Raw genomic sequence first — 21739 nt, forward strand, 5'->3', positions numbered from 1 at the left:
TCCCCTCGACAGGGTTCCGGCACCGGAACCCACCGTGAGAGTAATGAAACATTTTTCTCTCATCGTGTCAACATCTGCTCCGCTCCTGGGAGGTACACGGATCGGACGAACGAACAGCCGGCAGCCGGTGCCGCCGCTCATCGCGTTCCCGGGCCGGTGCATGGATACCTACCGAACAAACTCGGATCCGCGGACGAACGTGTCGGCGTAGCGTGGCACGCATGGAGCCGACCTCACAGGTGGTGACGGCCCGCCCGGCACCCGCACTGGCCGCCTTCATCGACCGGTACATCGGCTACCGCATGACCGGGTACGAGGCAGGTCTGCATCGCGGGCTGCCCTCCCGGCATATGACGTTCATCGTCGCCATCGGGCCCTCTATCGATGTGATCAGCCAGACCGACGCCCGGCAATCGCCGGACGACTACCGCTGTGTGCTCGGCGGACTCCAGGACAGCCCGGCGATGATCGCGCACGACGGCACCCAGGAAGGAGTCGCCATCGAGCTCACTCCGCTGGGCAGCCGGGCCCTGTTCGGGCTGCCCGCGGCGGAGTTGTGGAGTACCTCGATCGAGTTCGCCGACCTCATCGGCGCGCCGGGACGGCAACTGTGGGAGGAACTCCAGGAGCAGCCGGACTGGCCACTGCGGTTCGCGGCGTGCGACCGGGTGCTCACCCGGCTGCTGGTGCCCGAGCGGGCGGTGGGACCGGAATTGAGCTGGGCGTGGCGGGCGGTGACGGGGTCACACGGGACGATGGGCGTCGAACCGCTCGCCGAACGGATCGGGTGGAGCCGTCAGTACCTCACCAAACGGTTCACCGCCGAATTCGGGTCGAGCCCGAAGGTCGCGGGGCGGGTGGCGCGGTTCGAACGGGCGAAACAGATGCTGCTGCACACCCCGTCGTTCGTCTCGATCGCCCAGATCGCCGCCGCGTGCGGGTACTACGACCAGCCGCATCTCAACCGGGAGTTCGCCCGGCTGGCCGGCTGCAGCCCGACGCAATGGCTGGCCGAGGAGATTCCATCCGTCCAAGACCCGGAGATGGCCGACGGACCAGGCTGAAACCATGACCGCAACAGAGAACACCACCACGACCACCACCCCCGCGCCGGCCGTCTGGCCGTGCCTGGCCTTCACCGACGCCCGCGGCACCGCGGACTTCCTGGTCCGGGCGTTCGGCTTCGAACTGACGGCGATGTACGCCCGCGAAAGCGACCCGTCGATCATCGAACACGCCGAAATGCGCTGGCCGGAGGGCGGCGGGATCATGTTCGGCACCGCGAACAAGGGCGGTGGACTGCCGGAGCGGCGTACGCCGGGTACCGAATCGATCTATGTGGTGTGCGCCGACCCGGACGCGCTGTACGAGCGAGCCACCGCGGCCGGCGCGGAAACCGTCGCCGGGCTGAAGGACGAGGACTACGGGTCGCGCGGGTTCACTGTCGCCGACCCGGAGGGCAACTACTGGAGCTTCGGAACCTATCGGGGGCAGTGAACCGCGTCGCTGCGCCGGATCGGGCCCCACCCATGGTTCGCTGATCCCGGTGGCCGCGGCGGTGTCGAGCCCTGCCGCGGCGCCTTTCCCGAGCCAGTGCCTCGACCACCTCATATATGCCGCGAACGACGAGCGGCCTTGACCTTCAGGTCGCTCGAAGCCCGATGATGGGCGCGTGCCCGAAACCGACCTGATCACCATCGGCGCGTTCGCCCGCTCGTGCGGTATCACGGCCAGTGCGCTGCGCTTCTACGACGACTCCGGCCTGCTGTCACCGGCCGGGGTCGACGCGGCCACCGGCTACCGCTACTACGCTCCCGCCCAGCTCGAGCGCGCGGTGACGATCCGGCGCCTGCGCGCCATCGATATGCCGCTCGACGATATCGCCCGCGTGCTCGCGGCCGACCCGCATACCGCGGCCGGGCTCATCGACGATCATGTCGCGGGCCTGCTCCAGCGCACCCAGCGGGCCCGGCGGGCCGCCGAAGTGGTCAAGGCCGCTCTCGGCGAGCCTTCCGGCTGGTGGGTGGCGACCGTCCGCGGCCCGGTGCTGGCGGCGGCGGTCGAGCAGATACTCGCCGCTACCGGCACCGATCCCGAACTGCCGGTGCTGGCCGGCGTACGGGTCGAGGCGACACCCGAATCGCTCACGCTCACCGCCACCGACCGCTACCGGCTGTCCACCCGCACACTGGTTCCCGAACAGCCCGGGCCTGCCGAGTGGGCCGCGACGGTCGACGGTGCCGACCTGAGCGCGGCGCTGCCGGAGATCCGGAGCGCCCATTCGATCGATATCGAAGCCGGCGAACACAGCGTCCGGTTCCGGGCCGCCGACGGTGCCGTACGCACCTGCCGGACCCTGGCCGAACCGTTCCCCGACCACCGCGGGCTGCTGGCCGCGCTACCCGCGGCGCCCACCCATGCCGTGGTCGCCAAACACGACCTGATGCGCGCGCTGGAGCAGCAGCGGGACCGGTATCTGCGCGTCGAGGTCGCGACGGGCGTCCTCACCGTCGCGGGCACCGGAGGCGAACCGGCGACCGAACTGCCCGCACGGGTCACCGGCCCGGACAGCGCGCTCGTCTTCGGCTTCACCATCCTGCACCCGGCCGTCGCCACCGCCATCGGACCCGAAGTCCGCCTGGATATCGGCGGTCGCACCGACCCCGTGGTCGTCCGGTCCGCGGACAACGGCGACCTCACCACCCTGGCCATGCCGGCCGACCCCGCAGTAGTCGACGACGAGAACGGATCCCGCAGATGACCTCCACCGAAGAGCTCTCCCCCGACACCACCATGAACGCGATCACCGCGGCCGTCACGCTCGGCCGGTCCGGGGACACCACCACCGCCCGCGAACGTCTCCTCGAGATCTGGCGCGGTATCGGCGTCACCGGCGACCCCCTGCACCGCTGCACCCTCGCGCACTACCTGGCCGATCTGTACGACGATCCCGCCCAGGCACTGGCCTGGGATATCCGCGCGCTCGACGCGGCCGATGCCCTCACCGACGATCGCGCGCAGCGGCATCACGCGAACCTGCGAGTCACGGGGTTCTACCCGTCGCTGCACCTGAACCTGGCCGACAACTATCGGCGCCTGGGATCGTGGGACGCCGCCACCGAACGGCTCGCCGCGGCACGGGAACGGCTGGACGCCCTCGCCGACGACGCCTACGGCACGATGATCCGCACCGCGCTCGACGAGGTGGCCGAGGCGGTCGCCCGGCGGTCCACCACGCCGCGGCCGAGCGCACCGGGCCCGCACTCCTGACACCGGCGCCCCGGCGGCTACCGCGTCACCCGGCCGGCACCGATCGGCCGGGTGACGCGATCACTGTGCGATGAGCTCGGCGAAATCGGGGGCGTAGACGGTCGTCCAGTGCGGACGCAGGCGGAAGAACACCACATCGTTGTCCCAGTCGAACGCGTCGTCACCGTAGAAATCCCGGAAGTAGGCGAGCAGTTCCGGCCACTCGGCATCCGGTTCGCCGCTCGCCGGGTTCAAGGTTTCGGCGGTGCCGTGCGTGAACACACCCAATCCCTCGCCGCGCATATGCGCGACACTGGCGGCCGGACGGGCCGCCAGATGCCGGGCCTTGGCGGCGCTGCGCGCGGTACCGAAGTACCACCGGCCGTGCAGGAAATGCCCGTCGACTCCGCTCACCCGCGGCTCGCCCTTGGCGGTCACGGTGGACAGGGTGAGCAGGCACATACCGGTGAGCACCGAGGTGAGCTGCTCGGCGGTCAAGGTGCGATCGGTGGCGATGATCGAGCGGAGATGACCCGTGGCACCCGCGAGCGAGGTGTCGAGCAGGGTCTGCAGTGCCGCCATTTCTTCGGAGGTTTCGCGCATTACTTCACCGTAAGCGCGCCGGACCGGGATCCGGTTGACCGGAATTGCTCTGTATCCGGTGTTCCGAGCAGCCGCCTTCGAGCGCGCGGAAGGCTACGCGAGGTCGTCGGGCAACAGCCGGAACGCCGCGTATCCGGTCAGCGGTCGCAGCGCCCGGAAGTCGCGGCGGTCGAGCGTGAGCACCGCATCGGTATCGAAGGCCTCTGCGAGACATACACACATCGCATCGACCAGATCGAGATTCATTGCCGAATAGCGCGCGCGGACCTCGACAGCCCGGCTGATCACCGATGCGTCGACCTCGGGCAGCACGATTCGCCTGGCCGCGACGCGATCGGCCACCAACCGGAGGATCCCGTCGGCGACGCGGCGGTCCGCACGGATACTCGCCACATGGTGCACCTCCGTGAGGGCGAACGGGCTCACGATGACGGCCCCTGCGGAATCAGCGGCCCGGCGGGCCGCGAAATGCTCGGGGTCGGAACGATTGAAAAGAGCCAGTAGTCCGGAGGTGTCCGCGACGACTATCACGCCGACCGGTTCATGGCATCGCGGATTTCGTCCTTGCCTATAGGCCCACCGAGGTCGAAGGTTTCCTCGTCGGTCAGCAGCGGCGTATCCCATCGCCGATGCCGCAGCAGGTAAGCACGGACCGCATCGCGGGTTATCTCGTGTTTGGAACGCCCCTCGGCATCGGCCTGCGCGTTGAGCGCCTGCTCTTCGTCGTCGGGTAAGCGCATCGTCCAGGCCATACCTCGATGATACCAATCGAGATACCAGCTAGGTCCGCACTCGGACCGAAGCGGCAGGCCATCCCGCTCGGCGCGCCACAGCGACCGTTCAGCGCAATCGTTACAGCGCCGAGTGGCCATCGGTTACGTTCATGTGACCGGCATGTCCGCTCGCTGTACAGGAGTTGCCCGATGGGGACTATCGAATACCTCAAGACCGACCCAGGCCTACCACCCGTGGGTGTGGTCGACCGGTCCCCGATCACGCCCGTGAAGAAAGCGATCTTCGCGGCCATCGGCGTGCTCGGAGCCGTGGCCTGGACAATCCTCGCGATCGCGCGTGGTGAATCGGTGAACGCCGTCTGGATCGTGATCGCGGCGGTGTGTACCTACATCATCGCGTACCGGTTCTACGCGCGGCTCATCGAATACAAGGTCGTGAAGCCCCGCGACGACCTGGCGACTCCGGCCGAGATCCTGGACAACGGCAAAGACTTCATGCCGATGGACCGGCGGGTGCTGTTCGGGCACCATTTCGCGGCCATCGCGGGTGCGGGCCCGCTGGTCGGGCCGGTGCTGGCCGCCCAGATGGGGTACCTGCCGGGCACGATCTGGATCATCGTCGGTGTCGTGTTCGCCGGCGCGGTCCAGGACTACCTGGTGCTGTGGGTGTCGATGAAACGGCGCGGGCGCAGCCTCGGACAGATGGCCCGCGACGAACTCGGCGTGATCGGCGGCGTGGCCGCGATCATCGGCGTGCTGGTGATCATGATGATCCTGCTCGCGGTCCTCGCGCTGGTCGTGGTGAACGCGCTGGCACACAGTCCCTGGGGTGTCTTCTCCATCGCGATGACCATTCCGATCGCCCTCTTCATGGGCGTGTACCTGCGGTATCTGCGGCCGGGCGCGGTCGGCGAGATCTCGGCCATCGGTTTCGTACTGCTGATCCTGGCGATCATCGCGGGCGGCTGGGTATCGCACAACGACACCTGGGCCGGGTGGTTCACCTTCCATCCGGTCACCATCTCCTGGATGCTGATCGGCTACGGCTTCGTGGCCTCGGTGCTGCCGGTCTGGCTGCTGCTGGCCCCGCGCGACTATCTGTCGACGTTCATGAAGATCGGCACCATCGGTCTGCTGGCGGTCGGCATTCTGGTGACCCTGCCGGTCCTGAAGGCGCCCGCGGTCTCGGAGTTCGCGACGTCCGGCACCGGCCCGGCCTTCGCCGGCAGCCTGTTCCCGTTCCTGTTCATCACCATCGCCTGCGGTGCGCTGTCCGGTTTCCACGCCTTGGTGTCGTCGGGTACGACACCGAAACTGCTGGAGAAGGAATCGCACGCCAAGATGATCGGCTACGGCGGCATGCTGATGGAGTCGTTCGTCGCGGTGATGGCGATCATCACCGCCTCGATCATCGATCAGCATCTGTACTTCGCCATGAACGCGCCGGCCGGTGCGACCGGCGGCACCGCGGAGACCGCCGCCGCCTACACCAACAGTCTCGGACTGTCCGGCCCGCCGACCACCGGCGCCGAACTGAGCCAGGCCGCGACCGATGTCGGCGAGGAATCGGTCATCTCCCGTACCGGCGGCGCGCCCACCCTGGCCATCGGTATCTCCGAGGTGTTCTCCGGATTCCTGGGCGGCGCCGGGATGAAGTCGTTCTGGTACCACTTCGCGATCATGTTCGAGGCGCTGTTCATCCTCACCACCATCGACGCGGGTACCCGTGTGGCGCGGTTCATGCTCTCCGATTCGCTCGGCAACCTGCGGGGTCCGGCGCGTAAGTTCGCCGATCCGTCGTGGCGGGTGGGCGCCTGGTTGTGCTCGGCGGTCGTGGTGGCGGCCTGGGGCTCGATCCTGCTGATGGGCGTAACCGATCCGCTGGGTGGTATCAACGCCCTGTTCCCGCTGTTCGGTATCGCCAACCAGCTGCTGGCCGCGATCGCGCTGACGGTGGTGCTGACCATCCTGGTGAAGAAGGGCCTGACGAAATGGGCCTGGATCCCCGGTATCGCGCTCGCGTTCGATCTCGTCGTCACCATGACCGCGTCCTGGCAGAAGATATTCTCCGCCGACCCGAAGGTGGGCTACTGGAAGCAGAACAGCATCTGCCGGGCCGCCCGGGATGCCGGCGAGCTGTGCCTGACGGCGAAAACCCCCGGTGATGTGGACGCGGTGATCCGCAATACCTTCATCCAGGGTGTGCTCTCCATCGTGTTCGCGGTGCTGGTGCTGATCGTGGTGCTGGCAGCGGCACGGGTCTGCTATCGGACCATCAGGTCCGGCGATACCTCGACCACCGAATCCCCGGAGGAACCCTCGAAGATCTTCGCGCCCAGTGGTTTCCTGAGCACTTCGGCCGAGAAGGATCTGCAGCGGCAGTGGGACGAGCGGATCGCCGCGGGTGAGGTCGCGGTGCCCGGCGCCGCGCACGCGGAGGTGCGGAGTTGACCGGGCGGGTCGTGGCCGGACCGGGTTCCCGCCTACCGACCGGGGCACCGGGCCGCTCGGGCCTGCGCGGCGTCCCGGCGGCGCTGGCCCGGGGCGTGCGGGCGGTGCTGTGGTACCTGGATTCCGTCGTCGGCGGGCAGGACTACCGGCGCTATGTGGCGCATATGCACCGGGTGCACCCCGGCCGGCCGGTCGCGAGTGAACGCGCGTACTGGCGCGAACGGTACGCCGACGCGGAACGGAATCCGGGCGCACGCTGCTGCTGAGTGTGTCGTGGATACGGCGGGGCCGGGTGGACCGGCCCCGCCGTCGTATTTCCGCGACCGGCCGCCTGACCTGCGCGGCACGATAAGACGGCCGCCACGCGACATTCGGTGCTGATGTCTGTTTTCCGCTAGCTCGGCGCCGCGTGAGCTGACATCGTGGGTGGGGTGAGCATCACGGCCCTGGATTTCGAACGCTGCTATCGCGCGGTCTCGGCCCGCGACTCCCGTTTCGACGGGCAGTTCTACACCGCCGTGCGCACCACCGGGATCTATTGCCGGCCATCCTGCCCGGCGATCACTCCGAAGCGCACCAATGTCACCTTCCTGCCCACCGCGGCCGCGGCCCAGCAGGCGGGCTACCGCGCCTGCCGCCGCTGCCTGCCCGATGCCGCACCCGGGTCGCCCCTGTGGAACACCCGGGCGGATCTCGCCGCCCGAGCCATGCGGCTCATCGGCGACGGTGTGGTGGAACGCGGCGGCGTACCCGCGCTCGCCTCGGCGCTCGGTTACTCTCAGCGCCAGCTCACCCGGGTACTCACCACCGAACTCGGCGCCGGACCGCTGGCCCTGGCCCGAGCACACCGAGCGCATACCGCGCGACTGCTGATCCAGACCACGGCCATGCCGATGTCGGATATCGCCTTCGCCGCGGGTTTCGCCAGTATCCGGCAGTTCAACGACACCGTGCGTGAGGTGTTCGCGGTCAGCCCGAGCACCATGCGCACCGAAGCGCAACGCACCGGCGATCGCGCCGCCGCGACCAACGGCACCCTCGCCCTGCGCCTGCCCTACCGGGCCCCGCTGGACCGCGACTGGCTGGACTGGTTCCTGTCCGCCCATATCGCACCCGGCCTGGAATCCCGGCAGACCACCGCCGACGGCGAAAACCACTACCTGCGCAATATCCGCACCCCGCACGGCCACGCCGGAGTACGGCTGGCGGTCCGGCCCGGATATGTCCACGCGGAACTGACATTGCGCGATATGCGCGACCTCGCGCCCACCGTGGCCCGCGTCCGGCATCTGCTCGACCTCGACGCCGACCCGGTGGCGATCGACGAAGCGCTCACCAGGACGGGTGCGGCCACCGGCGGGCCGCACGGTCCCGGCAGCCGTTTCGATCCGGGGATACGGGTGCCGGGATGTGTGGACGGCCCGGAATTGCTGCTGCGCACCATGATCGGTCAGCAGATCTCGGTGGCGGCGGCCAATACCCATACCGCGCGACTGGTCGCCGCGCTGGGCGATCCGGTGGACGGGCAACTGAGCCGTCTCTTCCCCGCCTCGGCGGTGATCGCCGAACGCGGCGCCGAAGTACTCACCGGGCCCGATCGTCGGATCCGCTCCATCACCGCCGCCGCGGCGGCACTCGCCTCCGGCGAGCTGGTCCTGCACCAGGGTCGTACCGCGGCCGAACTGCGGCGCGACCTCCTCGCGCTCGACGGGGTCGGTCCGTGGACCGCCGATTACGTCACGATGCGACTGCTCGCCGACCCCGACATCATGCTGCACACCGACCTGGTCATCCGCCGCGGCGCTGTCCGGCACGGTATCGACCTGACCGATACGACCCACTGGTCGCCCTGGCGGTCCTATCTCTGTATGCACCTGTGGCGGACCGAACTGCGCGCCCGGACCGAATCCGGGGACCCCGCCACCCCCACCACCGATTCCGAAGCGAAAGCGAGTACCGACTGATGTCCGCCTCCACCGCAACCCTGCCCGCCCCGGTCACCACCGGCACCGCGGATTTCGCGACCGTCGACACCCCGCTCGGCCCGTTCACCACGATCGTGGCGTCCGACGGCGCGGTCCTGGCATCCGGGTGGACGGCGGTGCCCGAAGAACTCCGCACCCTGGTCCATCCCGATCTACGCCCCGTCGATCTGCGCGCCCGGCATGAGCTCGGGGCAGTGACCGATGCGGTCACCGCCTACCACCAGGGGGACCTGACCGCGATCGATTCGGTGGCGGTGCGTCAACGGTCGGGCGAATTCCTCCAGCACGCATGGGATGTGCTGCGCACCGTCACCGCGGGCGATCCGATCACCTACACCGCCTTCGCCGCGCGGTCCGGTCGTCCGGCGGCCACCCGCGCCGCGGCGAGCGCCTGCGCCCGCAATGCGGCCGCGCTGTTCGTGCCCTGTCACCGGATCGTGCGCACCGACGGCACCCTCGGTGGTTTCCGCTGGGGCCTGGACATCAAGCGGAGACTCCTCGACCTCGAGGGCTGAGACCCGGTCAGGCGATGGTGGCGTGCAACTGGGAGCCGTTGCGGCCGCGCACCACGTGCAGGCGGCTGGGAATGCGCTGCCGCATCTCGTCGACATGGCTGACCAGACCGACCACCCGGCCCCCGGCGCGGAGTTCGTCGAGCACACCCATCACGGCGTCCAGGGTGTCCGCGTCGAGACTTCCGAACCCCTCATCGATGAACAGGGTGTCCAGGATGATGCCGCCGGCTTCGGCCGCGACGGTATCGGCCAGGCCCAGCGCCAAGGACAGGGACGCCATGAATGTCTCACCGCCGGAAAGGGTACGGGCGGGCCGGACGGCACCGGTGTAGTCGTCGCGGATGTCCAGGCCGAGCCCACCGCGCCGGCCGTGCGTACCGGCCCGGTCGGTGTGCACGAATTCGTACCGGCCACCCGACATCCGGCGCAGCCGGGCCGAACCCGCCACCGCGACCTCCTCCAGCCGCGCCGCGAGCACATAGGAACGCAGCGACATCCGCCGGTTGTTCTCGCCGCGACCCGCGACCACTTCGGCCAGCCCGGCCAGCTCCTGATACGCCCGCTGCGCCGGGGCGATCAGGTCCACCGCCGCCCACAACTGCCCGCACAGGGTCTCCAGCTGGGTGACCCGGTGCACGGCGGCCGAATGGGCGGCCACCGCCTCGTCCAGGGCGGTACGGGCGGTCCGCACCGCCGCGGCCAGGGCTTCCGGATCGCCCGGGGCCGCGGCCGCGGCCGCCCGGATATCGGGTTCGTCGAGTACCGCTTGGGCGGCGGCCCGGATCTCCTCCGCCGCGGCGAGGGCCGCGGTCAGCGCATCCTGCCGCTGCGGCGGCCGGGTGGCCGCACCGACGAGCGGGGAGTACACCCGCAGTGTCTCGAGAATCTCCCGCGATCCGGAATCGGGTTCGCCGCCGCGGCCACTCGGATCACCGGCCCCGCTGTCCGGCGCGGTAGCGACGGCACTCGTGGGTGGAACGAGTCCCGCCGATATCGCCAGCCGTTCGACTCGGTGCACACAGGCGGCCACCCGCTCCCACGCCGCCCGCACCGCGGCGTACGTATCCCGGCGATCACCGGCGGCGGCGATCAGCTTGTGCAGGCGCTCTCGACGACTCGCGATGGTCCCGTCCCGTCCGGCGGCGGTACGGAGTTTGCCCTCGATCTCGGTGAGCCGGGCCCCGGCCGCCCGGCTCCGCGCCGCCACGGCCCCGGCGCGCGTCTCGGTATCCCGCAGGGCGTCGTGCAGGCGGGTCTCGTCGGCGCGCAGCCGGGTGACCTCGGCGGCGCAGTCCGCGGCCGATCCGGCCAGTTCCTCCGCGTCACCGCATCTTTCGGTGGATTCCCGCAGGGCCGCCGCGAGTTCTACCCGGTCGGTATCGCCGCCGCGCGCGAGTAGTGCCTCGATCTCCCGCTCCACCTCGGCCAGTGCCGTCCGGGCACGATCGCGGGATGTTTCGGCCGCGTGTTCCGCGGCGGCCGCCGCCGCTTCCTCGTCTTTCGATACCGCACCGGCCGCCTGCCGCGCGGGGCGGGGATGTTCGGCCGACCCGCAGACCGCGCACGCCTGCCCGTCCACCAGGTTCCCGGCCAGTTCGGCCGCCATTCCGGCCAATCGTCGCTCCCGCAGATCCAGGACCCGCTCGCGGGCCTCCAGGTGCCGCGCCCGCGCGGTATCGAGATCCACCCGCAGCCGATCGAGCGAGGACCGTGACCGCGCCAGCTCCACGGCCGCGGTCGCGGCTTCCTGCAATCGCGCTCGCTCGGCCCGCAGGCCGGGCAGCGCCGCTTTCGCGTCGTCGGCCTCGCGCGCCCGAGCCTGCGCGTCGGCGATAACCGCGGGCAACCGGGCCCGGCGGTCGGTGAGTTCGGCCCCGCGTCGTGCGAGTTCTTCCGCCGCGGTGCGCAGTTCGGCCAGTTCGTCACGCAGGGTGCCGGCGGTCGCCGCGTCGGCGCGGATCTCCTCGAGTTTGCCCAGGACCGCACTCCATCCGCGGATCGCGGTGTCCAGGCGGAGGTCTTCGTCGTAGCCGGCGCGCTCGCCGGCCGGGCCGGGTTCGTCCGCGACCGGATCGGCTTCCTCCCGCCGTGGCTCTGCGCCGGAGACGTCGAACAGTGCGAATTCGTCCTGTTCGACGCTCCCCGGCCGGGCTTCGCGGAGTTCCTCGTCCGCGGCCGGGCCGACCCGATCGTCCGAATCCGCCGCGGACAGGCCGCGCACCAGATGGATTCCCGGGATATCGGCGCTGTCGGCTTCGGCGGCGAGCCGGGCCAGCCGTCCGGCCGCGGCCACGGATTCCGCCGCACGGCTACGCGCCGCACGGACCGCCGTCTCCGACTCCTGCAGCGCCGCGGCCACCGGTTCGGCGCGCCGGGCACGATCGAGTTCACCGCGATCCGCGTCGCGCGCCCGGGCATCGGCGGCGTACTGCGTGAGCTGCTGCCGGGCCGACTCCAGCCGGCGCCGCTGTTCGGCGGCCCGCCGTTCCCGTTCCGCCCGCTCGTCCGCATACGCCGACTCCGCGCGCCGCCGGTCGAGTTCGGGCTGCGCGGTCGCCAGCTCGCGACGGGCAGCTGTCAGCAGATCCTGCGACCATTCGACCGCGTCGAGGATATCGATCCGTTCGGTGCGATCGATCCCGGCCGTCACCGCGACCCGGGTGATCAGCTCCTCGACGTTGCGCTGCTGGGCGCCGATCTGTTCCCCGGACGCCTTGCGCTGGGCAGTCAGCCATTGTTCGGCGGATCCGAAACGCCCCGTATCGAAGAGCTTCTCGAGCAGTCGCTCGCGATCCTCGTTCTCCGCACGCAGGAACTTCGCGAAATCGCCCTGCGGTAACAGCACCACCTGGAAGAACTGGTCGGCGCTCATCCCCAGCAACCGGACGATCTCGTCGCCGATCTCGTTGATCCGCGACAGGTTGGTGCCCTGTCCGTCCAGCCATGCCAAGGTGGCCTTGGCGTTCTCCACCCGTGTTCCGCTGCCGCGCAGTTTCGGCCGTTCGAATTCCGGCTGCCGGGCGAGCCGGATCCGCCGCCCACCCAGCGTCGCCTCGAGCACCACCTCGGGGCGGATATTCGCGGCCGCGTGATCGGAATGCAGCCGTTTGTCACCCCGCGCTCCCGGCACCCGCCCGTAGAGCGCGTAGGCGATGGCGTCGAGCACCGTGGTCTTACCGGCGCCGGTCTGCCCGTGCAGCAGGAAGAGTCCGTCCGCGCCGAGTTCGTCGAAATCGACGGTGGCCGTCTCGGCGAACGGACCGAAGGCCGTCATCTCCAGCCGGTGCAACCTCATGCCGTGAGTTCCGTATCGGTATCCGCCGCGGCCGGGGCACCGAGATCGTCGCGGACCACCTCGGTTTCCCGGACGGCCGCCGCCATGGCCCGGGTCAGCCAGTCCAGCTCCGAGGTGCTCGGTTCACCGCGCACATCGGCGAGGAAGGTGCGGGCGATATCGGTATCGTCGCGCCCGCGCACCCGCTCCCGGTAGCGCAGCGCCGGGTCGCCCTGCGGTCGCTCCCATTCCACGTGCACCGCGTACGGGAAGCGCTCGCGCAGGGTGCGCATGGCGTCCACCGGGCGGGCGTAGTCGGTGAGCGTTACCGAGACGTAGTGCTCCTCGGCCGTCGCCCAGGCGGGGTCGGCCAGCAGATCCTCCAGCGTCCCGGTGAGATGGCTCAGCCCGCGGACCGACGGCAGTTCACAACTCCGGACCCGGGCGGCGGTGCCGGTGGCGCCGATATCCACCAGCCAGGCCTGTTTGCGGTGGGTGCTCTCCCCGAACGAATACGGAAGCGGCGACCCCGAATACCGCACCGCCTCGGCCAGGGTCTGCGGCGAATGCAGATGCCCGAGCGCGACATAGTCGAATCCGGGCTCGGTGAACATTCCCAGCGGCACCGTCTCCACCCCACCCACCGAGATGGACCGCTCCGAGCCGGTCGCCGCACCACCCACCACGAAGGCGTGGGCCAGCAGCACCGTCCGGGTATCGGGGCGCTGTTCGCTGTCGGCCCGGATCCGGTCCAGCACCGCCGCCAGTACCTCGGTGTGCGAACGCGCCTGCGGAACGCCGAGCTCGGCCCGGCATATCTCCGGCTCCAGATAGGGGATGCCGTAGAACGCGATCTCGCCGTATTGGTCGGCGAGCAGTACCGGCCGTGCCGAATCGGCCACCGTGGTCCGCAGATACAGTCCACCGGCGGCCGCGAAACTGGCACCCGCCCCGAGCCGGGTCGGCGAATCGTGGTTGCCGGAGGTCGCCACGATGCGCGCCCCCGCCGCGCGGATGGCCTCGAACCCCCTGTTGCACACCGCGATCGCGTCCGCGCTGGGAATGGATCGATCGTAGACGTCGCCGGGGAGCACCACGGTGTCCACGGCTTCGGCGGCGACGAGCTCGGCGATCGCTTCGAGTACCCGCGACTGGTCGGCCAGCAGGTCCACGCCGTGAAAGGTGCGACCGATATGCCAGTCCGACGTATGCAGGATTCGCATGACCGCGAATTTAGGGCAACTCACCGACAGCTTCAATGCCGGTATCGATACCCGGGACGCCACACCGGCAACACGCCGGGAGTCGCCCTACCCATGCCGGTACCGGACCCGCGACCAGCGCCGAATGTGTCTCGATTGCGCCATCGTGTTGCGCGCCACCCATATCCCTTGACGGTATGAATACCGCCGCCGACCACCGTTTCCGCACAATCGTGCGGCCGGACCCGCCGTGCCGTAACGCGGCCGACCCTTCCGGACGATAGTGTTCAATACGTGGCTGCTTCCCAACGAGTGAATTCCCGGGTGCCCGCGCCGCAACGTTCGTTATTGCCGACGGTGCCGGGTGTCCCGGCCTATGCCGCGGTTCTCATCGCTGCGGCCTGCACCTTCCTGGGTTTCCTCATCGATGCCCTCGGCGACGTCACGGACCTGACCGGCACCTTCAGCGCGTTCTACATCCTCGGATGTCTGGCGGCGGTGGCGGCGGTGCGGTTCCGCGGCCTGTTCACCACGATGGTGTTACCGCCGCTACTGCTGTTCGTGGCCGTACCGATCGCTTATCGTCAGCTCACCGGGACCAGCACCGCCTCCCTCAAGGACATCCTGCTGAACCTGGCGATCCCACTGGTGCACCGCTTCCCGCCGATGATGCTGGCCACTGTGCTGGTGCTGATCGTGGCCGGGATCCGGATCGCGCAGTTCCGGTCGGAGAACGCGGCCCGCGAAACCGCCGCCGCCCGACGGGGTACGAGCTGGGGCCGTAGCGAACGGCGCGCGACCCGCGGCGAATCGAAGGAACGGGCAGAGTCCCGGTCCCGTCGCGAAACCGCCAAGCGGCCGAGCCGCAACGGTGCGAAGCGTCCCGCGGGCGGCGAGGCCAAACCGGCCCGCGCGAACAAACTGTCCCGCGCCGAGACCCTGGCGGCCCGTTCGAAGGCCAACGGCAAAACGAAGGCGAAGACGCGGCCGAAGCGTCCCGAACACCCCGAGCCCGATTACACCCACGAATCGTTCGACGAACCCCCACGCCGCGGTGGCCGCGGCCGTCCGCCCGCCGAACCGGCCGCGCGGGGCGCCGCACCGCGTACCCGCGAAATGCGGCAGCACCGGCCCGCCCGCCCGGCGGCGCCGGTTCCGGAAGAGCCGGTACGCGCGAACCCGCGCCGCGGAGAACCGGCCCGGGCCCCGCAGGCCGCCCGCGTCCGGGAACCCATCCCGGAGCGGCGGCGACCCGAACGCAGGTGAGCGCGGCGGGTCAGCGCCGCGCGGCCCGCAGTTCCCGCGGCAGGGCGAAGACGAGCGTCTCGTTCGCCGTGGTCACCGGCTGGACCTCGCCGAATCCGTGTTCGGCGAGCATGTCCAGCACCCCACGCACGAGGATGTCGGGTACCGACGCGCCGGAGGTGATCCCGACCGTGCGCACGCCTTCGAGCCAGGCCGGGTCCACCTCGCGCGCGTAGTCCACCAGGTACGACGCCCGGGCGCCCGCGCCCAGCGCGACCTCCACCAGTCGCACGGAGTTCGACGAGTTGCGCGAGCCGACGACGATCACCAGATCGCATTCCGGCGCCATCGCCTTCACCGCGACCTGCCGGTTCTGGGTGGCGTAGCAGATATCGTCGCTGGGCGGATCCTGCAGCGCCGGGAACTTCTCCCGCAGCCGCGATACCGTCTCCATGGTCTCGTCCACGCTGAGCGTGGTCTGCGACAGCCAGATCACCTTGGCCTCGTCGCGCACGGTCACCTTCGCCACCGCGTCGGGCCCGTCGACCAGTTGTACGTGCTCGGGCGCCTCACCGGCGGTTCCCTCGACCTCCTCGTGCCCCTCGTGGCCGATCAGCAGGATGTCGTAGTCGTCGCGGGCGAAACGTTTGGCTTCCTGGTGGACCTTGGTCACCAGCGGACAGGTGGCGTCGATGGTGCGCAGGTTGCGTTCGGCGGCGGTCGCGTGCACCGCGGGCGAGACCCCGTGCGCGGAGAACACCACGAGTTCGCCCTCGGGCACCTCGTCGGTGGTGTCGACGAATATCACTCCGCGTTCGCGCAGAGTTTCGACCACATGGCGGTTGTGCACGATCTCCTTGCGGACATAGATCGGCGCGCCGTGTTTCTCGAGCGCTTTTTCGACGGTTTCGACCGCGCGGTCCACGCCCGCGCAGTATCCGCGCGGTTCGGCGAGCAGCACTCGTTTTCCTTCGGGGTCGGCGGTCGCGGCGCCGGCCGAGCGAGTGATTCCGACATTCAACGGTATTGCCGAGGACATGCCCCACAGAATACGTGCGTACCTCCGCGCCCGCTCCGGGCGTGCACTCCCGCGCTGCGCGGGAGTCCCACCCACCGTCCGGCCGCTTCTGCGCCGGTCAGCTGCCACCTCCGCCCCCACCACTCCACCCAGTGGACCACCGGGGACGCATCGGACGAGGGTGGGCGGATTCACCCACCGATGTGAATAATTTACGTTTCAATATCGGGGCCGCGTCTCCGGCGCAGGGTCCCCCGCCGACCATCGCGGCCTCCACTGCGCCACCCGCGGCTTGCCGAGTACGCGCACCCTCTTTTGCGGACCACGCCATATCGGGCAGGCTATTACCATGTTTCGACCACCGTTCCTGGCCCGAGTCGCCGCCGGTGCCGCCGTCTACGTCCTGGAGGAGACGCGACGGCTGCCCTCGACCGCGGCGAAATTACCCCTCACCGCGGTAAGCCAATTACTGCAGACGGGAATGCACGTCCAGCAGTTCGTCACCAGTCTCGCGATCAAGGGCGACGCCGTCTTCGACCGGATCGTCAACCGCCCGGAGGAACAGCCCGAATGGGCCACCTTCGACGAGGACGACGACCTGCCGACCCGCGAGCCGGGCACCACCGGCCGCAGCCGCAGCAGCGGTTTCGACCGCTTCGAATCCGATCCGGCCGAGGTGGAGCTGGCCCTGCAGGAAACCCTGGCGGGCCTGCGCGCGATCCAGAACAACGGCAGCACGGTATCCGCCGCGCACACCTTCGATACCGAGGCCACCTTCGATATCGGTGCCGCCCCCCTGAGCGATGAGGTGGTGGCCGAAGCCGCCGCGGTCGACGGCCCCGAATCCGCCGCCTCGGCGAATCCCGAACCCGTCGCCGAACCCGAGCCCGAACTCCCCGAGGTGGGCGTCCGCTACGACTACCCGAATATGACCCTCGCCCAGTTGCGTGGCCGGCTGCGCACACTCACGGTCGCCGATCTGGTCGCCCTGCTGGACTACGAGCAGCGCACCCGGGAGCGTGCGGCGTTCGTGACCATGCTGACCAATCGGATCGCCACCGTGCGAGCCCAGTGACCGAGGCCGATCCCGCGTCCGCGGCCGGCCGGACCGGTTCCGGCCGACCCGGGCAGGCACCCGCCCCCGCCAATTCCGCCGAGCAGCCGTGGCCGGTGCGCTCGGTGTCGATGAAGGTCGCCCAGTGGATCGACCGGCTCGGCAGTATCTGGGTCGAGGGGCAGCTGACCCAGATCAATCTGCGGCCCGGCACCCGCACCGCCTTCCTCGTCCTGCGCGACCCGGCCGCCGATATGTCGCTTTCGGTGACCTGCGATCCCGCGCTGCTGCGTAGCGCTGCCGTTCCGCTGCAGGAAGGCAGCCGGGTGGTGGTGTACGGCAAACTCTCCTTCTTTCCCGGCCGCGGCACGCTGTCCCTGCGGATCTCCGAGATCCGCCCGGTCGGCGTCGGCGAACTGCTGGCCCGGATCGAACGACTCAAGGCGTTACTGGACGCGGAGGGCCTGTTCGATCCGCGGCTCAAACGCCCGGTCCCGTTCCTGCCCGGCACGATCGGACTGATCACCGGGCGCGGTAGCGCCGCCGAACACGATGTACTGAGCGTGGCCCGGGACCGCTGGCCCGCGGTGCGCTTCGCGGTCCGCAACACCGCGGTGCAGGGACCGTCCGCCGTCCCGCAGATCCTGGACGCGCTGACCGCGCTGGATCGCGACCCGGCGGTCGAGGTGATCGTGCTGGCGCGCGGCGGCGGCAGCGTCGAGGATCTGCTGCCGTTCTCCGACGAGACCCTGTGCCGGGCCATCGTCGCCGCGACCACTCCGATCGTCAGCGCCATCGGCCACGAACCCGATTCCCCGATATCCGACCTGGTCGCCGATCTGCGGGCCGCGACGCCCACCGATGCCGCCAAACGGATCGTCCCCGACGCCGCGTCGGAGACCGCGACCGTGCGCGAACTGCGGGCCCGGTCCGCGGCCGCGCTGCGCGGCTGGGTCGAACGGGAGACCGCCGCGCTGAAACAACTGCGCTCACGGCCGGTACTGGCCGATCCACTGCGTGATCTCGGTCACCGGCATGACGAGGTCGAACGGCTGCGCACCGCGGCCCGCCGCAGCGTCGAGAACCTGGTCCGGGCGGAATCGGTGAACTCCGGCCATCTGCGCCGTCAGCTGACCGCGGTCGGTCCGGCCGCGACCCTGGCCCGCGGTTACGCTGTCGTACAGCGGGTGACCGGGCCCGAACGGCATGTGGTGCGCGAGATCGGCGAGGCCCCGGCCGGGAGCCAACTGCGTATCCGGGTCGGCGACGGGGCGATCTCCGCCGCCGTGCTCGGCACCACCCCGCTCGGCGACCACGGCTCCCCCGCCCGCCGGACCACCGGCCGCCCCGACGACTCCGAGAGGACCTGACCGTGTCCGACACCAGCGCCGAAGACCTGGCCGATATCGCGGGTCTCGGCTATGAACGCGCTCGTGACGAGCTGGCCAATGTGGTGAAGATGCTGGAACAGGGCGGGATGGATCTCGACGACGCCCTGGCGCTGTGGGAACGCGGCGAAGCGCTGGCCGACCGCTGCGAGGAACATCTCGCCGGCGCACGGCAGCGGATCGAGAACGCGCTCGCCGAATCCGGCGACAGCGACTGACCGGCGGTCTTCCCCGCGCGGTGCTGCCGGTCGCGGCTACGAGGCCTGCAGCGGCCGCGCCGCCCCCACCGCGGTGGCCAGAGTTTCGAAGGCTTCGGTATTACCGGCGCCCCTGATCAGCACGCGACTGGTACCGAAATCCGCGACCCATGCGGGTTCGGCACCGGGCTCTTCGTAGACGACCCATTTCTGCCCGGCGATATCCCGGGTGCCCGAGGGGTACCGGCCGCCCGCGATATGCCCGGCCAGTACTTCCTCGGTGGCGTCGCTCTGGTCGAGTTCCATATAGGTACCCGCACCGGTGACGTATCCGATGGTGCTCACCGTGCCGCCGCCGCGTTCGGTGATGGTGTCGCGACTACCGGAGTTGGGCTGCCAGTTCGGCGGCAACGCCGGTTCGCGGATCGGGAAATGCAGGTTCTGCGCGTCCGAGCGCAGCGCCGCGGGAGCGTCGAAACTGGGAATCGTGCCCTGTGTCGGGCCGGTCGCGGCGAAACTGCACTGACTGGTCAGTCCGGCGAACACCACGGCGATCAGCACCAACGGGATCAGCGACCAGACCAGATCCCGGTAGTCGTTCATGATGCGTGGCTTCTTGTTCGGCACGGTTCCAGTATCCATCGTGGTGGGGGCGGGGTCCCGCCGCCCCCGGTACTGCCGTACCAGGTGATCACCGGCGCGCATTCCGGCGATGCGACAATTACGGCAAGTTACACAACCTAGGAGGCACCCGCTATGACGGCATCTTCGAACGCTTCGAGCCGCCGCGAGGCACCCGATCGCAACCTCGCGCTCGAACTCGTCCGCGTCACCGAGGCCGGAGCCATGGCAGCGGGCCGCTGGGTGGGCAAGGGTGACAAGGAAGGCGGCGACGGAGCGGCCGTGGATGCCATGCGGCAGCTGGTCAGCTCGGTCTCCATGAGCGGCATCGTGGTGATCGGCGAGGGCGAGAAGGACGAAGCGCCCATGCTGTACAACGGCGAGAACGTGGGTGACGGCACCGGTCCCGAGGTCGATTTCGCCGTCGACCCGATCGACGGCACCACCCTGATGTCGAAGGGTTCGCCCGGCGCCATCTCGGTGCTCGCGGTCGCCGAACGCGGCGCCATGTTCGACCCGTCGGCCGTGTTCTACATGCAGAAGATCGCCGTCGGCCCCGATGCCGCCGATGTCATCGATATCTCGCTGCCGATCCGGGAGAACATCCGCCGGGTGGCCAAGGCCAAGAAGGCGTCGGTCTCCGATATCACCGTATGCGTGCTGGACCGGCCCCGGCACGGCGAGCTGATCCAGGAGATCCGCGACGCCGGCGCCCGCATCCGGCTGATCTCCGACGGTGACGTGGCCGGCGCCATCGCCGCCGCACGACCCGATTCGGGCACCGATATCCTCGTCGGCATCGGCGGCACTCCCGAGGGCATCATCGCCGCCGCCGCGATGCGCTGTATGGGCGGTGCGCTGCAGGGCAAACTGGCCCCCAAGGACGACGAGGAGCGGCAGAAGGCGATCGACGCGGGTCACGATCTGGACCGAGTGCTGAGCACCGAGGATCTGGTGGCCGGGGAGAACGTCTTCTTCTGCGCCACCGGCGTCACCGACGGCGATCTACTGCGCGGGGTCCGGTACTACGGCGGGGGCGCGTCCACCCATTCCATCGTGATGCGGTCCAAGTCGGGCACGGTGCGCATGATCGACGCCTACCACCGGCTCACCAAACTGCGCGAATACTCGTCGGTCGATTTCCACGGCGACGAGCACGCCGCTCCGCCGCTGCCCTGACTCCCCGCGTGGTCCGGGGCCGCCGGTTCCGGACCACGCCCCGGATTCCCCTCCGATCGCGGACGGCGGACCCGTTCGCCACACTCGGCAAATTTTCGGCATCCGGCCATTTCCTGGCCTGTTGCAGGTAATATCCGCGTGGCCACGGAACTGGCAGCGTCGCGGGTCTCGTTCTTGGTAGCCGTTGCGTTGCCGAACCCACAGCCGGAGTGATGAACCACCAGGACCAGTCCTCATCACGCCGGCCTGTCGCGAGAGGATGGACATGCACCACTTCGCTCGACGTTCGGCCGGATTCACCATGGCACTCGCCGCCGCGGGCCTGCTCGTCACCGGCTGCGGTGACGACGACACCTCGGTTTCGGACACAGTCGGCTCCATGACCTCGGCGGTCATGCCGGGCGGCGGCACCGGCGAACCGTCCACCTCTCCCGGCGCCGAGGGCTCGGCCACCGAGACGACGGGCGCCGAGGGTTCGGCGACCCCCGACGAGGACCCCAATGCCGATGCCGGCGAGACCACCGTGCAGACCCCGGACGGCAACGAGGTCACCGTGAAGGGCAGCATCTATCAGAAATACACCGAGGCGGGCGGCCCGACCGGCACCCTCGGGATGCCCGAAGGCGAAGAGCAGGTCGCCGGTGACGGCGGCAGGTACCAGAACTTCGTCGGCGGCACCATCTTCTTCAGTGAAGACACCGGAGCCCATATCGTCTGGGGCGATATCCGTGAAGCCTGGGAGTCCAACGGCGGCGCCGACGGCCAACTCGGCTTCCCGACCTCCGACGAGGAGAACACCCCCGAAGGCAAGCAGAGCCAGTTCGAGGGCGGCACCATCACCTGGAACTCCTCGGACCGTGCCACCACGGTCACCGAGAACTGAGAAACGACAGCGGCGGGGCGGCCACTACGGTAGCCGCCCCGCCGCTGTTCCGGGGTCCGGCGGCCCGCTGCCCGGAATCCGCGTTCACATCAGGTGGGCGGTGCCGATTGTGCGCGACCCCCACCCGGTGCGGCCCGATCG

General features: G+C 69.7%; 22 protein-coding genes. 15 read left to right on the forward strand and 7 right to left on the reverse strand.

The genetic code is table 11. The features are described 5' to 3' along the window. Nucleotides 1–221: 221 nt before the first annotated feature. From ACWEWT_RS18925 to ACWEWT_RS18940, 4 genes are all read left to right on the forward strand, one after another. The gene (locus ACWEWT_RS18925) at nt 222–1064 is read left to right on the forward strand and encodes a helix-turn-helix domain-containing protein (protein ID WP_452560559.1); all 843 of its coding nucleotides are present in this window, start codon (nt 222–224) and stop codon (nt 1062–1064) included. A gap of 4 nt (nt 1065–1068) precedes the next feature. Then, entirely contained in the window at nt 1069–1497 is a 429-nt protein-coding gene (locus ACWEWT_RS18930) for a VOC family protein (RefSeq protein ID WP_452560561.1), read from the forward strand. Between the two features lie 175 nt (nt 1498–1672). Further along, nucleotides 1673–2761 carry a DNA polymerase III subunit beta family protein gene (locus tag ACWEWT_RS18935; RefSeq protein WP_452560563.1) on the forward strand — a complete coding sequence of 363 codons (1089 nt, stop codon included), beginning with the start codon at nt 1673–1675 and terminating at the stop codon, nt 2759–2761. Beyond that, entirely contained in the window at nt 2758–3270 is a 513-nt protein-coding gene (locus tag ACWEWT_RS18940) for a hypothetical protein (RefSeq protein ID WP_452560565.1), read from the forward strand. The genes ACWEWT_RS18935 and ACWEWT_RS18940 overlap by 4 nt, the downstream gene beginning before the upstream one ends. Nucleotides 3271–3330: 60 nt before the next feature. On the opposite strand, the gene ACWEWT_RS18945 is transcribed toward ACWEWT_RS18940, so the two are convergent. The 3 genes from ACWEWT_RS18945 to ACWEWT_RS18955 all read right to left on the reverse strand — a co-directional run bounded on the left by ACWEWT_RS18945 (nt 3331) and on the right by ACWEWT_RS18955 (nt 4604). Continuing rightward, nucleotides 3331–3852, reverse strand: a complete 522-nt coding sequence (locus ACWEWT_RS18945) for a pyridoxamine 5'-phosphate oxidase family protein (RefSeq protein ID WP_452560567.1) — start codon at nt 3850–3852, stop codon at nt 3331–3333. Nucleotides 3853–3945: 93 nt separating this feature from the next. Further along, nucleotides 3946–4383 (reverse strand): type II toxin-antitoxin system VapC family toxin, encoded by a 438-nt coding sequence (locus ACWEWT_RS18950; RefSeq protein ID WP_452560569.1) that lies wholly within the window; start codon nt 4381–4383, stop codon nt 3946–3948. Continuing rightward, nucleotides 4380–4604: a ribbon-helix-helix domain-containing protein gene (locus ACWEWT_RS18955; protein ID WP_051714659.1), complete on the reverse strand. Its 225-nt coding sequence runs from the start codon at nt 4602–4604 to the stop codon at nt 4380–4382. The genes ACWEWT_RS18950 and ACWEWT_RS18955 overlap by 4 nt, the downstream gene beginning before the upstream one ends. Before the next feature lie 171 nt (nt 4605–4775). On the opposite strand from ACWEWT_RS18955, the gene ACWEWT_RS18960 reads away from it, so the two are divergent. The 4 genes from ACWEWT_RS18960 (at nt 4776) to ACWEWT_RS18975 (ending at nt 9537) form a co-directional block, all read left to right on the forward strand. Continuing rightward, complete coding sequence (locus tag ACWEWT_RS18960) at nt 4776–7037, forward strand: carbon starvation CstA family protein (RefSeq protein ID WP_452560571.1); 2262 nt, start codon at nt 4776–4778, stop codon at nt 7035–7037. After that, nucleotides 7034–7303 (forward strand): YbdD/YjiX family protein, encoded by a 270-nt coding sequence (locus ACWEWT_RS18965; RefSeq protein ID WP_452560573.1) that lies wholly within the window; start codon nt 7034–7036, stop codon nt 7301–7303. The genes ACWEWT_RS18960 and ACWEWT_RS18965 overlap by 4 nt, the downstream gene beginning before the upstream one ends. 156 nt (nt 7304–7459) lie before the next feature. Next, nucleotides 7460–9001, forward strand: a complete 1542-nt coding sequence (locus ACWEWT_RS18970) for a DNA-3-methyladenine glycosylase 2 family protein (protein ID WP_452560575.1) — start codon at nt 7460–7462, stop codon at nt 8999–9001. After that, nucleotides 9001–9537, forward strand: a complete 537-nt coding sequence (locus ACWEWT_RS18975) for a methylated-DNA--[protein]-cysteine S-methyltransferase (protein ID WP_452560577.1) — start codon at nt 9001–9003, stop codon at nt 9535–9537. Before ACWEWT_RS18970 ends, ACWEWT_RS18975 begins: the two co-directional genes overlap by 1 nt. A 7-nt stretch (nt 9538–9544) precedes the next feature. On the opposite strand, the gene ACWEWT_RS18980 is transcribed toward ACWEWT_RS18975, so the two are convergent. Next, complete coding sequence (locus ACWEWT_RS18980) at nt 9545–12832, reverse strand: AAA family ATPase (RefSeq protein ID WP_452560579.1); 3288 nt, start codon at nt 12830–12832, stop codon at nt 9545–9547. Further along, nucleotides 12829–14034, reverse strand: coding sequence for an exonuclease SbcCD subunit D (locus tag ACWEWT_RS18985; protein ID WP_452560581.1), 1206 nt, complete (start codon nt 14032–14034; stop codon nt 12829–12831). The genes ACWEWT_RS18980 and ACWEWT_RS18985 overlap by 4 nt, the downstream gene beginning before the upstream one ends. Here ACWEWT_RS18985 and ACWEWT_RS18990 point away from each other — a divergent pair. Beyond that, entirely contained in the window at nt 14033–14206 is a 174-nt protein-coding gene (locus ACWEWT_RS18990; protein ID WP_452560583.1) for a hypothetical protein, read from the forward strand. The genes ACWEWT_RS18985 and ACWEWT_RS18990 overlap by 2 nt on opposite strands. A 101-nt stretch (nt 14207–14307) precedes the next feature. After that, entirely contained in the window at nt 14308–15279 is a 972-nt protein-coding gene (locus tag ACWEWT_RS18995) for a DUF6542 domain-containing protein (protein WP_452560585.1), read from the forward strand. A gap of 10 nt (nt 15280–15289) precedes the next feature. On the opposite strand, the gene ACWEWT_RS19000 is transcribed toward ACWEWT_RS18995, so the two are convergent. Then, on the reverse strand, nt 15290–16297 hold the full coding sequence (locus tag ACWEWT_RS19000; protein ID WP_452560587.1) for a 4-hydroxy-3-methylbut-2-enyl diphosphate reductase: 1008 nt from the start codon (nt 16295–16297) through the stop codon (nt 15290–15292). 328 nt (nt 16298–16625) lie between these two features. Between ACWEWT_RS19000 and ACWEWT_RS19005 the strand changes: the two genes are divergently transcribed. The 3 genes from ACWEWT_RS19005 to ACWEWT_RS19015 are packed head-to-tail and all read left to right on the forward strand — an operon-like array spanning nt 16626 to nt 18936. After that, nucleotides 16626–17351, forward strand: a complete 726-nt coding sequence (locus ACWEWT_RS19005; RefSeq protein ID WP_452560589.1) for a lipid droplet-associated protein — start codon at nt 16626–16628, stop codon at nt 17349–17351. Continuing rightward, a complete protein-coding gene (xseA, locus tag ACWEWT_RS19010) occupies nt 17348–18700 on the forward strand; it encodes an exodeoxyribonuclease VII large subunit (RefSeq protein WP_452560591.1) in 1353 nt (450 codons plus the stop codon). The genes ACWEWT_RS19005 and xseA overlap by 4 nt, the downstream gene beginning before the upstream one ends. Before the next feature lie 2 nt (nt 18701–18702). Then, nucleotides 18703–18936, forward strand: coding sequence for an exodeoxyribonuclease VII small subunit (locus ACWEWT_RS19015; RefSeq protein ID WP_452560593.1), 234 nt, complete (start codon nt 18703–18705; stop codon nt 18934–18936). Between the two features lie 36 nt (nt 18937–18972). Here ACWEWT_RS19015 and ACWEWT_RS19020 read toward each other — a convergent pair whose 3' ends face one another. Beyond that, entirely contained in the window at nt 18973–19542 is a 570-nt protein-coding gene (locus tag ACWEWT_RS19020; RefSeq protein ID WP_452560595.1) for a DUF4245 domain-containing protein, read from the reverse strand. Nucleotides 19543–19671: 129 nt separating this feature from the next. On the opposite strand from ACWEWT_RS19020, the gene glpX reads away from it, so the two are divergent. Then, entirely contained in the window at nt 19672–20715 is a 1044-nt protein-coding gene (gene glpX / locus ACWEWT_RS19025; protein WP_452560597.1) for a class II fructose-bisphosphatase, read from the forward strand. A 265-nt stretch (nt 20716–20980) separates the two neighbouring features. After that, the gene (locus tag ACWEWT_RS19030; RefSeq protein ID WP_452560599.1) at nt 20981–21598 is read left to right on the forward strand and encodes an LGFP repeat-containing protein; all 618 of its coding nucleotides are present in this window, start codon (nt 20981–20983) and stop codon (nt 21596–21598) included. Nucleotides 21599–21739 lie beyond the last annotated feature (141 nt).

It is taken from the genome of Nocardia sp. NPDC003963 (assembly GCF_053605105.1).